General features: G+C 39.4%; 13 protein-coding genes and 1 riboswitch. Of the genes, 10 read left to right on the top strand and 3 right to left on the bottom strand.

Annotation, left to right across the window (positions count from 1 at the left end):
- Positions 1-130: 130 nt before the first annotated feature.
- A riboswitch (glycine riboswitch) is annotated at positions 131-210 on the bottom strand.
- 469 nt (positions 211-679) lie between these two features.
- Complete coding sequence (locus ACIQXN_RS11230; protein WP_402966303.1) at positions 680-2,062, top strand: amino acid permease; 1,383 nt, start codon at positions 680-682, stop codon at positions 2,060-2,062.
- Between the two features lie 12 nt (positions 2,063-2,074).
- Here the strand turns inward: ACIQXN_RS11230 and ACIQXN_RS11225 are convergent, their stop codons facing one another.
- Positions 2,075-2,206 (bottom strand): hypothetical protein, encoded by a 132-nt coding sequence (locus ACIQXN_RS11225; protein ID WP_402966301.1) that lies wholly within the window; start codon positions 2,204-2,206, stop codon positions 2,075-2,077.
- Positions 2,207-2,274: 68 nt separating this feature from the next.
- Here ACIQXN_RS11225 and ACIQXN_RS11220 point away from each other — a divergent pair, with 68 nt between their 5' ends.
- The 8 genes from ACIQXN_RS11220 to ACIQXN_RS11185 all read left to right on the top strand — a co-directional run bounded on the left by ACIQXN_RS11220 (position 2,275) and on the right by ACIQXN_RS11185 (position 11,769).
- Positions 2,275-3,339, top strand: coding sequence for a TolB-like translocation protein (locus tag ACIQXN_RS11220; protein ID WP_402966299.1), 1,065 nt, complete (start codon positions 2,275-2,277; stop codon positions 3,337-3,339).
- Between the two features lie 203 nt (positions 3,340-3,542).
- Positions 3,543-4,502 (top strand): hypothetical protein, encoded by a 960-nt coding sequence (locus ACIQXN_RS11215; RefSeq protein WP_402966297.1) that lies wholly within the window; start codon positions 3,543-3,545, stop codon positions 4,500-4,502.
- Positions 4,503-4,608: 106 nt separating this feature from the next.
- Entirely contained in the window at positions 4,609-5,178 is a 570-nt protein-coding gene (locus tag ACIQXN_RS11210; RefSeq protein WP_402966295.1) for a TetR/AcrR family transcriptional regulator, read from the top strand.
- 51 nt (positions 5,179-5,229) lie between these two features.
- Complete coding sequence (locus ACIQXN_RS11205) at positions 5,230-6,165, top strand: SDR family NAD(P)-dependent oxidoreductase (RefSeq protein ID WP_402966293.1); 936 nt, start codon at positions 5,230-5,232, stop codon at positions 6,163-6,165.
- 548 nt (positions 6,166-6,713) lie between these two features.
- The gene (locus ACIQXN_RS11200) at positions 6,714-7,397 is read left to right on the top strand and encodes a response regulator transcription factor (protein WP_402966291.1); all 684 of its coding nucleotides are present in this window, start codon (positions 6,714-6,716) and stop codon (positions 7,395-7,397) included.
- Between the two features lies 1 nt (position 7,398).
- On the top strand, positions 7,399-8,391 hold the full coding sequence (locus ACIQXN_RS11195; protein ID WP_402966289.1) for a sensor histidine kinase: 993 nt from the start codon (positions 7,399-7,401) through the stop codon (positions 8,389-8,391).
- Positions 8,392-8,494: 103 nt separating this feature from the next.
- Complete coding sequence (locus ACIQXN_RS11190) at positions 8,495-9,178, top strand: ABC transporter ATP-binding protein (RefSeq protein WP_402966287.1); 684 nt, start codon at positions 8,495-8,497, stop codon at positions 9,176-9,178.
- Positions 9,175-11,769 (top strand): ABC transporter permease, encoded by a 2,595-nt coding sequence (locus ACIQXN_RS11185; RefSeq protein WP_402966285.1) that lies wholly within the window; start codon positions 9,175-9,177, stop codon positions 11,767-11,769. The genes ACIQXN_RS11190 and ACIQXN_RS11185 overlap by 4 nt, the downstream gene beginning before the upstream one ends.
- 233 nt (positions 11,770-12,002) lie before the next feature.
- Here ACIQXN_RS11185 and ACIQXN_RS11180 read toward each other — a convergent pair whose 3' ends face one another.
- Together ACIQXN_RS11180 and ACIQXN_RS11175 are read right to left on the bottom strand one after the other, a co-directional pair.
- Entirely contained in the window at positions 12,003-12,788 is a 786-nt protein-coding gene (locus ACIQXN_RS11180) for a glucose-1-dehydrogenase (RefSeq protein ID WP_402966283.1), read from the bottom strand.
- An 18-nt stretch (positions 12,789-12,806) separates the two neighbouring features.
- Positions 12,807-13,667 (bottom strand): GRP family sugar transporter, encoded by an 861-nt coding sequence (locus tag ACIQXN_RS11175; RefSeq protein ID WP_402966281.1) that lies wholly within the window; start codon positions 13,665-13,667, stop codon positions 12,807-12,809.
- A gap of 199 nt (positions 13,668-13,866) precedes the next feature.
- Here ACIQXN_RS11175 and ACIQXN_RS11170 point away from each other — a divergent pair, with 199 nt between their 5' ends.
- Positions 13,867-14,427 (top strand): thioredoxin family protein, encoded by a 561-nt coding sequence (locus ACIQXN_RS11170; RefSeq protein WP_402966279.1) that lies wholly within the window; start codon positions 13,867-13,869, stop codon positions 14,425-14,427.
- Positions 14,428-14,463: the final 36 nt, after the last annotated feature.

The raw sequence follows: 14,463 nt of genomic DNA, 5'->3' as shown, positions 1-14,463 counted from the left end.
CGATCACGGGCAATGAATCCGTACAGTTGAGTAGCGATTTCCTTCGTTTTTTGATGATGATTGAAAAAAAGACAATAAAAAAAGAGATTGGAAGCTACCAATCTCGAAAGGTTAAAGAATAACAAATATTCGTTACTCTTCTGTCCTTTTGCCTGAGATTGTGAATCCTTCGGCGCTGCACGTTTGTACAGTCTCTCCAGAAGCTGCTCCTGCTATAGTGTGATCCATAGCATTCATCGCTTGCTTAGTATGCGGTTGTCGATAAATGGTCTCCTGTGGAAGTTGAACTTCCTTTCAGGTATACATTTATTGTTCTTTTAAAATAATAATGGAATTCTATCACTGATTTAGGTTGAGGTCAAAGGGATATATTGTAAGTGAAATGATAAATGAACCAGAACCGATGGTAAGAGAACAAGCTGATGAGGAAATTGAGATGATGCTACGTTCTAAAGAATTGAAGCTTACACCAAGCATGTCTGCTTTCCTTAATTAAATGGGTGTACTGTTTTTCCTAAAAATACATTTGTACTTTGACAGAATATTTATTATTATAAGATAAGAAATTATGTAGTGGGGTATAGTACTAAGAGTTATTGTAATTCTACTAGTTTACTAATATTTAAAAAATCGGTAAGAGAATAATCACTACAAGCTTATACATCTGGAGGAGTTACCTATGTCAAATAAAGAATTAACGAGAGGGCTGGAGGCACGTCATATTCAGATGATTGCTTTGGGCGGTACAATTGGTGTTGGGTTGTTTATGGGGTCTGCCAGCACAATTAAATGGACCGGTCCTTCCGTCATGCTGGCGTATGCTATTGCCGGCATTTTTATCTTTTTCATCATGCGTTCGATGGGGGAAATGCTGTATTTAGAGCCTACTACTGGTTCATTTGCAACATTTGCGAGCGATTATATTCATCCATTAGCAGGGTTTATAACTGCTTGGAGCAACTGGTTCCTATGGGTGTTGGTCGGCATGTCGGAAATCATTGCCGTTGGGTTGTATATGAATTATTGGTTCCCTGAATTGCCTGCTTGGATACCAGGAGTTGTGGCCATGGTCATCCTTGGGGCGGCCAACCTCATTTCTGTCAAATCTTTCGGTGAATTTGAGTTTTGGTTTGCCTTGATCAAGATCGTCACGATCATCTTGATGATCATTGCCGGCTTAGGTCTTATCTTTTTCGGAATTGGAAATGGTGGAGATGCGATTGGCCTGTCCAATCTATGGGCTAACGGCGGATTCTTCACAGGGGGATGGAAAGGTTTCTTCTTTGCCCTTTCCCTAGTCGTGGCTTCTTACCAAGGCGTTGAACTTATCGGGATCACTGCAGGTGAAGCGAAGGATCCGAAAAGGACCATCACAAAAGCGATCCAAACGATCATTTGGCGGATATTAATCTTCTATATTGGTGCCATATTTGTCATCGTCACGGTATTTCCATGGAATCAACTGGATGAACTTGGAAGCCCGTTCGTTTCAACCTTTGCTAAAGTCGGTATTACGGCAGCAGCAGGAATTATCAATTTTGTCGTGATCACAGCGGCGATGTCAGGATGTAATAGTGGAATTTTCAGTGCAGGGCGCATGCTTTATACCCTTGCATTGAACGGACAAGCCCCAAAAATCTTCGCCAAAGTATCGAAAAGCGGAGTGCCGGCATATTGTACGATCGCTGTCCTATTAGGGTTAGCGATTGGCGTTGTCCTGAACTACCTGGCTCCGCCGGAAATCTTCCTGTATGTGTACAGTGCCAGTGTGTTGCCCGGGATGATTCCATGGTTCGTGATTCTTATTAGTGAGCTTAGGTTCAGGAAGGTACGGGCTGATGAAATGCAAAACCATCCCTTCAAAATGCCTTTTGCCCCTTACAGCAACTATGCGACGATTGCATTCTTACTGCTGGTATTGGTCGGGATGTGGTTTAACCCAAGTACACGTATTTCCTTGATTGTAGGGGTTGTGTTCCTAGTGAGTGTTGTAGCCTGCTACTACTTATTGAAAATGGATAAGCGGGTACCTTTAGACGTTAAGGCGGAAGAAGATGTTTAATAGAGAAAAAAGTTATGCTTCGTGCATAGCTTTTTTTGTTTGACCGATATAGTTGGGAAATTGACCGATATATTCCGCATTTTGACCGATAAAAAGCCCAATCAGACCGATAAAGCAAGAAGCTACCTTAGATTGATGAGTCAATATGCCTAAAACCTGATATAGTGAGGATGAACTATTAAATTCTGTAAAAAGGAAAGAGGAAGAACTAAATGAAAAGATTGGTCATGTTTGTTATTAGTGCGTTGATTGTTATTTCCTTTGTTACACCTACTGCTACATTGGCAGCGTCGAATTCTACATACTTTCCGGTAAGTGGAACTGATAACGTTTCAGCTGGTGTTTATCAGGGAGTACCGAACGGTAAAAGTAAAATTGTTTTAAAAGAAAAACTGTATACGATTAAAGAAGCAACGAATCCTCCAATGAAGATAGAGGATATGAATGTATTTTTTGTGAAGGGCCGTTTAGCAAAAAAGAATGATGATCCTTGGAGTTTGAATACCTTACCTATTCAAGAAGTGCAAAGTGTCGGAAAAGACCTCTATCTAGCGAAATTTTCATTTTCTGCTGCGTACTATGGTGGTTGCGGCGGCGGTGGCGCGGATATATTAGAAATTTATAAACGAAACAGTAAAGGGCAACAAAGTAAAATTACATCCGATAAGGTGAGTAGTAATACCATTGATACATTTTCCATTTCCGGTAAACACATATACTATGCCAAAGTAGTAAATGAGGCACTGGGTAACTATACAATGGTGAAAGCAACGCTGGACGGGAAGAAGAAACAGACACTCAAGAAAGGTGTCGATGATTTCTGGGTGAATGGAACATCTATTTATTATATTGATAATAATGCTCTATATAAAATGGACCTTAATGGAAAGAAGAATAAGAAACTTACTAAACTAAAAGCAAAGTTGTATGGCAATAGTGGTTGTGATGGCCGTAATTATTCAGTTTCCAATAATGGATTATCCGTGCAAGACTACTCAAGCGGGGCACGATATTTCATAGAATATGCGACGGGTAATGTACAAACGCTAAACGTGTATGTTGACATTCAAGACGTGGATGTTAAGAAAAAAAGGATGGTCGCTGGTACTTGGGTTGGTGAAAATTACACGTATAATCTATATGATCTAAAAGGGAAGAAATTAAAAAAGATAAAGACAATGGATGATAGCATTAATTATCGGTCAGTCAAAATTGATGCAAAAAAAGGTGAATTTTATTATGTAAAAGGGACGAAACTTTATTTGATAAAGTACTAGTCTTTCTTAAGAATCTGTCCTGTTGTATTCAAACAATGGGGCAGATTTTCAATTATTCTTTAAATAGTAAATTCCTCCATTTAATCTTCCGTATTCTTACTTCAATTGAATTGTTACTTTATAATAAAAATATGAACAAAGTTTCGGTCGGTCTGTAAGTCTGTAGAGAAACCATACATAAATATCGCAAAGAAGGTGATGGATTGAGGAAAGTGGAGCGGATTTTTAGCATTAATACCTTGGTGAAGCAATTGTGGGAAAGCCAGCCGGATATGAGATTTTTTCAATTGTTAGATTGGATAGAATGGGAGTACTCGAAGCAAAATGATAGGTTTGGGCATCAGAATCTGTTCAAACGGGATTCTTATCATGTGGAAGAGCCTTTTTCTTATATTGATTTATTCTATCTGGAGGATGATCAGTTAGAGAGTTTCCTAAAGCGTTTCGTAGAGGAGAATAAGAGGAGGCAAGTACTTGAGATGGGCCAGGCGGAAAAAGGAAGTCAATATTGGCTCCAGGAATATGTGAATAATAGGCCAGAGGAGTTGAACAACCTCATTTTGATGAGTTCGCCTTCCTTATTGACTTTTCTTGATAAAGAACGGTCCATACAGTGGAAATCCCCACTACGGGAAATGGGCTATCAAGAGTACAGAAATGAATTTCTGGAGCTTGAACAGGTGAGGAAGGGAAGAAGAATCGAGTTGGAGAAGTACTGGCCAAGGATGGGACCGCAATGGGATGGGTATGCCGCGGTAGTAGGGAGAGATGGCCAAAAAGGGTTCGTGCTGGTGGAAGCGAAAGCCCATGTCAAAGAAATGAAATCCTCGATGCGGGCAAAGGACCTGGATAGTAGATTTTTGATAGAGAGCACAATGAGGGAAACGATGGAAGCGATGGGATCCCGGGCCCATATAGACGTATGGCAAAATCGCTATTACCAGTTGGCCAATCGTTTGGCTTATTTATATATACTGAATGAGAAGATGGGAATTCCAACCTGGCTTGTCCTCGTGAATTTTCTAGATGATGGTACCCATATTCCTACTGGTTCTCTGGAATGGGTCGAGCATTATCAAGAAGTCTTTAGTGAGATGGACATTAAATCGGAATCTAATCTACTATTTGATCGGATCGCCACGGTCTTCCCAAAAGGGCATTGAAAGGGAGGGAGAGCTTAAATCATGGCTCTCTATTTTTTTTGGTTATTGACAATAAAAGGAAGTTCGCATATATTATAATTAACCAGTGGTCAATAAGGAGGAAGACATGTCACCTAGAAAATCTGTAAAACAAGAACTGACACGGGCCATGATTATGGATGCTGCACGGAATCTCTTTGTGGCAAAAGGGTATCAGCATGTTTCCATGAGGCAGATTGCGAAAGAACTGGAGTACAGCCATGGTGCCCTTTACTACCATTTCAAGAATAAAGCGGAGTTGTTTTACGCATTAGTGGAAGAACATTTCTCCATGCTTGATCAAAAGCTGGATGATGTAATGCACCAAGACATCCCCAGTAGAGAGAAACTGGAGAACATTCTTTTAGGTTTCATTGAATTTGGGCTTACACACCAAAATCATTATGAAATCATGTTTTTAATCAAGGATGAAGAAGTCCAGAACTTCATCAATCAAGGTCCACACAAAACCTATGAAAAATTCGCCCACATAATTTTTAGTTTATGTGACAATAAAGTATCCATCCAGAATATTTACAGCATTTTTCTATCATTGCATGGTTTTGTCACACATTATTGCCGGCATGTCACTACGTACGAGGAAGTAAAAGGTCTGGCCGAATTACACGTGAAATTTTTAATCAAATCGATTGAATGATTTTTTTTACGATATATTGACCAGTGGTTAATTAAAAGGGGGATGTCGAGTATGGAAAAAGCATTGGTAGTAGGCGCTTCAGGTGGAATGGGGTATTCAGTCGTCAAGGAATTATCAAGCAGGGGGATTTCTGTGACGGCGTTCGCACGCACACGTGATAAGCTGGAAAAGCTTTTTGGAAACGATCCGAATGTGACCATTTATGCGGGAGACCTATTTAAGGTGGAGGATTTAGAAGAGGCAGCTCAAGGTGTCGATGTCATTTTTCAGGCGGCCAACATTCCCTATTCAGAATGGGAAATGAAATTGCTGGTGATGATGTCCAATATTATCGAGACGGCAAAAAAGCATTCAGCAAAAGTTGCGTTTGTGGATAATATTTATGCTTATGGACGCAGCACGGGGACAACCGTGAATGAGAGGACCCCTAAAAATCCACACACGAAGAAAGGGAAGCTTCGTCTTCAGGTAGAAGAGCTGATCAAAACTTCCAAGGTTCCTGCACTAATTGCCCACTTCCCTGACTTTTATGGACCCAATGCGGAAAGTTCGTTACTAAATTATACGCTGGTAAATGTCATCAAAAATAAGAAGGCAAGTTACGTGGGCGACCAAAGCATTGCCAGGGAATTCATTTACACCCCGGACGGAGCAAAGGCCATCGTTGAATTGTCCCTTAACGAAGAAGCCTACGGACAGAATTGGAATATACCCGCACAGGAAGTGATTTCAGGAGAAGAGATCATCAAGACGATTCGAGACATAACGGATTATCAAAAAGGAGTATCCACCGTTTCAAAAAAGATGATTCAATTTCTTGGGATATTCAACCCCCAGATGCGTGAAGCGGTCGAGATGTATTATTTGAATGAAGAACCGGTCGTATTGAACGGCGAAAAATATGAAAAGCTGATTGGACCGATTCCTCATACGTGCTATCGGGAAGGCCTGATGAAGACGATGGAGTACATGAAGAAGCAGGCATGAAAAAACACGGCGTTAAACGCCGTGTTTTTTCATGATGGCAAACCAGGCTATCATTACTTTTCTGCATAATGAAGCTGTATGAAGCCGATACCCTATATTAGGACGTAACGGAGAAGTTTTTATAGGAAACTTCATTTCTTAACTTTACTTATTTAGGATTTGGTTTCGCGCTAATGAATTTTAATATTTGATTCCTTAAAGGTAGACACGGTTATTCTGTTAGGCTGCTTGTTAGGTCTGTGTCTGATATTATATCGGATTTAGGCCTTTTATTTTTTGCTTAAGTTTGTTAGTAGAGTGTTCGATATATTCATCTAGTTCTTGTTTAACTTGCTTTAAATGGAATATTTTTTTGGAATTTCGTATGACCTCTGCTTCTAGGTTTTCTCTGTAGATGGTCTTGCTGTGTCGATAATAACGGGACAGGCTTTCATGGATTCCAGCTAACTGTTAAAGATAGCTTATAATAAATATTCTCCAATGGGATTTGCTGGTTTTTTGGTATTAAGGTAAGGTTTAAAGTATCAATAAGTGAGGATGATCTTCAAATGAAAATATTACTGGTGGAAGACGATCGCACCATTGCTTCAGGACTTGAATATTCATTGCAACAGGATCTCTTTTCTACGGTTCTTTGTTATGATACGGCAACTGCTAAACAGGTAATAGCTGATCAATTAGATCAATTTACGTTATGTTTATTCGATATATCTCTGCCCGATGGTAATGGATACGAATTATGTAAGATGGTGAAGGAGCGGAGTGATATTCCTGTTATTTTTCTAACAGCGATAGATGATGAGGTGAATGTCGTGATGGGACTTGATATGGGCGGAGATGATTATATAACCAAACCTTTTCGTATCCGTGAGCTTCTCTCGCGGATTAAATCCGTCTTAAGAAGATATCATAAACAGACCCAGACCAAATCAATCATTGAAATCGAAAATATACGGATCAACACGCTAGAAGGGAAAGTTTATAAGAACGGCGATGAGATTTCATTGACTGCCTTAGAGTACCGGTTATTGCTTATTTTTGCGAACCATATTGGGCAAATTCTCTCAAGAAATCAGTTATTAGAACGGATTTGGGATGTGGCAGGTGATTTTGTGAATGATAATACATTGACTGTCTATATTAAAAGATTAAGAGAAAAGTTAGAGGACAACCCTCAAAATCCGACTATTATTAAAACTGTGCGCGGTCTAGGCTATAAGGTAGGTGATTAACATGCTTCGTAATAGAGAGTTTCTGTGGTTATTCGTTACGATGTGTTCGATCAGTCTCGTGGCAATTGTGATCTCGGCAATGATGTCACTCCCTGTCGCAGTGCTCACTTGTATGACATCAGCATTACTTGTTACATGCAGCTTGGTATTTACGAAGAGGAGATACACGGAGATTGAGAATCTCTCTAGCTATTTACGCCAAATCAGTAATGGGAATTACACGTTAGACGTTCGTGATAACCAGGAAGGTGAGCTGAGTATTCTAAAGAACGATATCTATAAAGTGACAATCATGTTGTCTGAACATAGTGCCCTTTTACAACAAGATAAAGTCCAGCTTACAAATGCAATCTCCGATATATCACATCAGCTTAAGACTCCCCTAACCTCCATGACAGTCATGGCAGATTTATTAAGTGAACCCGGACTTCCTCCTGAGAAAAGAACGGAATTCACACGCAATATACGGATACAACTCGAGAGGATAGGATGGCTTGTATCTTCGTTATTAAAATTCTCCAAAATCGATGCAGGAACGGTTCAATTCAAAAAAGATTCTATTTCAGTCAGAACATTGCTTCAAAAATCACTTGAGCCTGTCCTGATTCCAATAGACATTAAGGAACAAAGAGTCTCGGTTAAGGGAGATGACGGCGTATCTTTTCTTGGCGACCTTAATTGGACCGCTGAAGCTGTCATCAACATTCTGAAAAATTGTGTGGAGCACACACCTGTAGGAGGCGTGATCTCTATATCTTTTGCAGAAAATGCACTGTATACCGAAGTAATCATTGCTGACAACGGAAAAGGGATTCCGAGAGAAGAATTAGCCTATGTTTTTCAACGATTCTACAAAGGAAAGAATGCTACTGAAGATAGTGTCGGTATCGGTCTAGCCTTATCTCACAGTATTATTACAAGTCAGAATGGAGATATCCAAATCAAGAGCGAGAAAGGAATGGGTACACAGTTTCATATTAAGTTCCATAAATAAATCATTGCATGAAGTTATGTGACTATATAGTCATGTAACAGTCACTTTAAAGTCATGATTGACAGATATACTGATCTCAAATATCACAAATGGAGGTCTTACAATGGAAATATTAAAAATTGAAAATCTGTCTAAAACGTATGGTAAAGGTGAAAATGCGGTAAAAGCGCTCGAAGATGTATCTTTTACAGTAAACAAAGGTGAATTCATTGCTATTATTGGTCCTTCAGGTTCAGGGAAATCAACGATCCTGCATATGCTTGGTGGTGTGGATCGACCGACAACTGGCAAAGTGTTCGTGGACAACACAGATATTTATAATCTAAATGAGACGCAACTAGCAATCTTTAGACGCAGACAAATTGGCTTAATCTATCAATTTTATAATCTTATTCCGGTCTTAACGGTGGAAGAGAATATTAAGCTTTCCCTACTACTTGATGAACGTAAGGTGGATGAGAAGCAATTTGCTGATATCGTGAAGACCTTAAATCTAGCTAATCGCTTAAAGCATTTACCGAATCAACTGTCGGGTGGACAACAACAACGTGTGTCGATCGGAAGAGCACTGATTAGTAATCCTACGATTATGCTAGCAGACGAACCAACAGGTAATTTGGATAGCAAAAATGGTAGCGAAATCATTGATTTATTAAGAATGTTTAATAAAACCTTCAATCAAACACTGATCATCATTACACATGATGAGCGGATTGCGCTTCAAGCCGATAGAATTATTACCATTGAAGATGGAAGGATTGCCAAAGATGAGGTGATTCGTCCGTGAATATTGTTAACAAATTAACAGTAAGACATTTGAAGGAGAATAAGCGCCGAACACTAGTGACCATTATCGGTGTCATTATCTCTGTAATGATGGTGACAGCTGTTTCTACACTTGTGGTTTCGTTTATGGATTTAATGCAAAGGCAAGCGATAACAACTGATGGAGGATGGCATGTCCTTTATAAAGATGTGAATAAATCTCAACTTAAAGCGATTGAAGCAGAGGAGGACACTCAAACACTTGGCGTATCAAGAGAACGAGGGTACGCCAAGTTAAAAAACGGAGATACTGTGAATAAACCCTATTTATATATTAAGGAATATAATGAACAAGGTTTAAAACAGTTTCCAATTGAACTAAGTTCAGGGCAACTTCCACATGCAGACAACGAAATTGTTATTTCGGAGGACATTGCAACAAATACCAAAATAGCATACAAGATCGGAGACACGTTAACACTCGATGTTGGCGATAGAATGAGTACCGAGGCTAAAGATGCACAGGTACTAAGTCAGATGGACGAACTGAAAACTGATAAAGGTCTGCTTGCTGAAACAATAGAACATACAGAAGCTAAACGTTATAAAGTTGTAGGCTTCATAAAAAGACCGACATGGGAGCCATCATGGGCACCGGGATATACCGTCATCAGTTATGTAGATGAAAGTACATTGGGTGCAAATGATATTGTTAATGCCACAGTTGTATTAAACAAAGTTAAGAGGTCCTTGTTTACGCAAGCACAGGATTTAGCTAAGCAAAATAACATTAAATCTGAGTCCATTGAATTTAATCATAATTTATTGCGTTTCTATGGTGTTACGATTAACGATAAATTAAGTATCACCATTCTGTCATTGTCGATTGTCATTATGGGTATCATTATTGTTGGATCAGTATCGCTTATATATAATGCATTTGCCATTTCTGTCTCCGAACGGTCTCGTTATTTAGGTATGCTCTCAAGCGTGGGCGCTACAGCAAGACAGAAGAGAAATTCGGTATTTTTTGAAGGGATGGTTATTGGCTTAATCAGTATACCAATTGGAATCATTTTTGGACTGGTAGCAATCGCTATTATGTTCTTGTTTATTAATCCGATGATTCATCAGGTCAATTTTGGCTTAACTGAGGAGTTGACGGTAACTATTACACCAGGATCTCTATTGATTGCCTGTGTCGTGTCGATCCTAACGATCTTCTTTTCAACCTATTTACCAGCAAGAAGAGCATCTAGAATATCTGCAATTGATGCGATACGACAAACGAACGAAGTTAAACTAACCAATAAAGCAGTGAAAACATCGAAGTTGGTTAGCAAACTTTTCGGCTTTGAAGCAGAAATTGGTCTGAAGAATTTAAAGAGAAATAAACGTAGATACCAAGCAACGGTCTTTTCAATTGTCATTAGTATCGTTCTTTTCTTGAGCGTATCTTATTTTACAGAGAATATACAGAAAGTATATGGACTCTCAGAGGACGTGAATTATGATATTAAAGTGACTAAAACCTCTAATGATTCTTTAGATGATCAGGTTATCAACTCCATTGCTAAACTTGATGATGTAACGGAATGGAATGTAATGAAAAACTTTCAATTGTATTCTTGGATTGATGAGGATGTAATCGGGAATGGATTACATAACTTGGTGAAAGATGAACCAAGTTTGATAAAAGAAGGGCAGTTCCAATATTCCATTGATTTTCACGTCTTAGATGATAAAGACCTACAAGATTATGCGAAAAGTGTGGGTGCAGATTACAAACAACTCAATGACCCAGCACATCTGTCAGGCATTGTGGTTGATAAGATTTCTTATAAAGATGAAGCAGAACATAAATTTGTAGAATCAAAGGTCATTCATGCAAAAGTTGGTCAGAGCCTTGACCTAGATGAAGTAGATGGGGACACTGGTAAAGAGACACCCGTAAAGAAGATTAAGATAGCTGCCTTAACGGATCAACTTCCTATGGGAGTCGAACAAACTGATGTAGGCGAGTTGAATTTAATTATCTCTGAACAAGTCATGGATCAATTGAAAAGTAGAGAAGATGTTGAATTGTGGATAAATCTAAAGTCAATGGATCCCATGGCCACACAACAGGCAATTGAGGACATGAAAATAAGTGATATTTACATTTATAATGTGTTAAAAAATACGCAGGAATCTGAACAGATGGTTCTCCTGATATCCGTATTTGGATATGGATTCATCTTATTAATTACCTTGATATCGATAGCCAATATATTCAACACCATTTCGACCAGTATCTCACTTCGTAAACGAGAATTCGCGATGCTGAAATCAGTTGGGATGACGCCCAAAGGTTTCAATAAAATGATTCATTACGAAAGTATATTTTATGGAATAAAATCATTACTCTATGGGCTACCAATCAGTATCGGTGTAATGTATTTGATTTACATTGCACTTATCAATAGCTTCAATCTAAAGTTCACACTACCTTGGATTAGTTTTATATATGTAATCGTGGCAGTATTTATCATGGTTAGCACAACGATGTTATATGCGAGTTCAAAAGTGAAAAAGGAAAACATTATAGATGCTTTAAAACGAGAAAGTATATAAGTTTATATTCAGGATTCAAGATGTTAACCATGCTACTAGGTTATTTTGTTATAGTAAGGTACCGTTAGACGACGAAACCAATCTCACTTGAACAAAAATTGGATTATGTCACTTCAGCTTGCCCAACTACTATGGAGGAAAAATTCTTTGAGTGGTCTATTGATTAATTTCTATTCTATTTCTGATCCAAAATAAAAACACGGCGTTAAACACCGTGTCGGTAATTCTTATAATCAACCTTTCCCAGCTTGGAATCCAGGATATTTGGTCATGCCGCCATCTGCATATAGCGTCATGCCGGTCACATAGCTTGATTCTTCGGAAGCCAGCCAAACAGCACATGCAGCGATTTGTTCTGGTTTTCCGATATATCCCATCGGAATGAGGTCGATGACTTCTTGTGTCGCTTTTGGATCATTGAATTTTTCAGCGTTGATCGGTGTATCGATCGCTCCAGGAGAAATGTTATTCACGCGGATTCCTTTTGGTGCATATTCAAGTGCGAGCGTTTCGGTCATCATCTTGACGCCACCTTTACTTGCTGCATAGTGAACGAAATGAGGCCAAGGAATTCTGTCATGGACGGAAGACATATTGATGACATTACCTTTGATATTATGTTCTAACATATAGCTGATTGCGTCGCGACTGGCTAAAAACATGCCCGTCAAGTTTACGTCGATGACTTTTTGCCAATCTTCTAGCGTCAGTTTTTCACTAGGCACTTCGTTTTCAATGCCGGCGTTGTTGATCATGACGTCAATGGTGCCGAATTTCTCCACGGCATATTCCAGCAATTTCTTCACATCTTCTTCTTTTGTAACATCGCCTCTAATGGCTGCGGCTTTTCCACCAGCTGCTTCAATGGTTTGGATGATTTCCTTATAGTCGCTGTCTTCTGAATGATAATTTAAGACGACATTCGCTTTTTCCTTTCCGAAACGTTCGGCCATTGCTTTCCCTAATCCTGTTGCAGCTCCGGTAATTACTACTACTTTGTTTTCTAAATCTTTATACATGTATGTTCTCTCCCTTTTTTATTCTTTTGTAAAGCCAATCATGACGCCGCCTGCGATGACCAAGATACAACCGACGATGACATACATCATTTGTTTTTTTGATTTTTTCTCTCCAAGAAGGAAGATTCCTCCTAAAGTGGAGATGACAATGCCCATTTGTGAGAATGAAAAGGCGATCGCGACACCCACTTTCGGGTTAGCGAGAAGGAGACCGATATTCCCGGTTGCCCACATGATTCCGGTTAAGATATTACGTCCAGCATATTTGTTGAACGGTTTTTGCTTGATGGATAGTAGAAAGGCGGCGATAAACATCCCGATGGCTTGTGGCAGGATGGCCGACCAACCATCTATGTCAAACCATCTGACGACGATGACATAGGTGACATAACCGGCAGTCGAGATAATCAGGTAGATGATTCCTTTTTTCATGCTTCCTTCATTTTTACCTTTACTGTCTCCGTTGCTTGTCAGCAATACGCCGGCAATCAAGAAAATGATGGCAATTACCCCGAGCATGATCGTTGAAGTAGTATTCCACTCTTTAAAGACGACAACCGCAAAAACCGTATTCCCTAAAATCTGTAGGCCGGTTGAAATGGGAACGGTTTTAGATACACCCATTTCCTTGACACTGTTGAATTGAAAGAGTTGTCCGAATGCCCAACCAATCCCTGAAATGATACCGACAATCCAGATGAGGGTGCTCCATTCAGGTGGATTGATGAACGACATGACAATCGCAAATAATAAAGAGCCGATGGTGATGCCAAGCGTTTGATTATAAGGATTGCCTCCCAGTTTTTCGGAAACAAGCACCAAGCTTCCCCATGTCAATGCAGGGATTAGCGCATAAAGAAAACCTTCCACAAAATCCATCTCCTAAGTTAGAAACATTTTTTATTTTAAATATGTATCCAGTTATTTAGTTAGCTCTTAATAAATTCCCCCTCATTTCAAAATGAAAACATTTTTTTGATATATTATTTCAAAAGACTAGTGTATTCTTCCTGAATCAATTGGCTGAAATATAAACCTGTTTATGGTACTTTTAATTAAATTAGAGAGGAGTGGGCAAATGACGACATTACATGAATGGTTTGAAAACGGGATTCCTGCAAAGGAATTTATAGAGACGATGAAAGTGAACAAGGAAGGCTTGCAATCCGTTTACGAGCGGTTTTCCGTTTCCGAGGAAGATCGGGCATTTTTCGAAGAAGTAAAAGGGAAAGAGCTGAGAGCGATTGTCATTACAGAGGACTGGTGTGGCGACGCGATGATGAATATTCCGATTCTGCTGAACATCGCACAAGCAACGAATATTGACACGCGCATGGTTTTACGAGATCAAAACCTTGAACTGATGGATCAATATTTGACGAACGGAACGGCGCGTTCGATTCCTATCTTTATCTTTATCGACGAGGAAGGAAAAGAAAAAGCGGTTTGGGGTCCAAGAGCACCTAAGGTACAGGAGTTCGTCATGGAAATGCGCAAGGAATTGCCTGCCAAGGAAGACAATAGCTTTGAGGCGGCACAAAAAGAACTGTTTAAGAAAATTGGACAATCATTTTCAGAAAATGAAGAGCTTTGGCATGAAGTGTACGTTAGCATCAAGGATACATTGGCCAAGGCATAAAACAAAACCATCCCTGTTTTTCTAGCGGGGATGGTT

The organism is Peribacillus sp. NPDC097295 (genome assembly GCF_044761665.1).
Lineage (GTDB): Bacteria > Bacillota > Bacilli > Bacillales > DSM-1321 > Peribacillus.
This window is presented reverse-complemented; position numbering and strand designations above follow the sequence as displayed.

Excerpts from the sequence above, each read along its gene's own strand:
- ACIQXN_RS11230 (WP_402966303.1), top strand. The coding sequence starts at position 680 with ATGTCAAATAAAGAATTAACGAGAGGGCTGGAGGCACGTCATATTCAG.
- ACIQXN_RS11220 (WP_402966299.1), top strand. The coding sequence starts at position 2,275 with ATGAAAAGATTGGTCATGTTTGTTATTAGTGCGTTGATTGTTATTTCC.
- ACIQXN_RS11210 (WP_402966295.1), top strand. The coding sequence starts at position 4,609 with ATGTCACCTAGAAAATCTGTAAAACAAGAACTGACACGGGCCATGATT.
- ACIQXN_RS11205 (WP_402966293.1), top strand. The coding sequence starts at position 5,230 with ATGGAAAAAGCATTGGTAGTAGGCGCTTCAGGTGGAATGGGGTATTCA.
- ACIQXN_RS11200 (WP_402966291.1), top strand. The coding sequence starts at position 6,714 with ATGAAAATATTACTGGTGGAAGACGATCGCACCATTGCTTCAGGACTT.
- ACIQXN_RS11195 (WP_402966289.1), top strand. The coding sequence starts at position 7,399 with ATGCTTCGTAATAGAGAGTTTCTGTGGTTATTCGTTACGATGTGTTCG.
- ACIQXN_RS11190 (WP_402966287.1), top strand. The coding sequence starts at position 8,495 with ATGGAAATATTAAAAATTGAAAATCTGTCTAAAACGTATGGTAAAGGT.
- ACIQXN_RS11180 (WP_402966283.1), bottom strand. The coding sequence starts at position 12,788 with ATGTATAAAGATTTAGAAAACAAAGTAGTAGTAATTACCGGAGCTGCA.
- ACIQXN_RS11175 (WP_402966281.1), bottom strand. The coding sequence starts at position 13,667 with ATGGATTTTGTGGAAGGTTTTCTTTATGCGCTAATCCCTGCATTGACA.
- ACIQXN_RS11170 (WP_402966279.1), top strand. The coding sequence starts at position 13,867 with ATGACGACATTACATGAATGGTTTGAAAACGGGATTCCTGCAAAGGAA.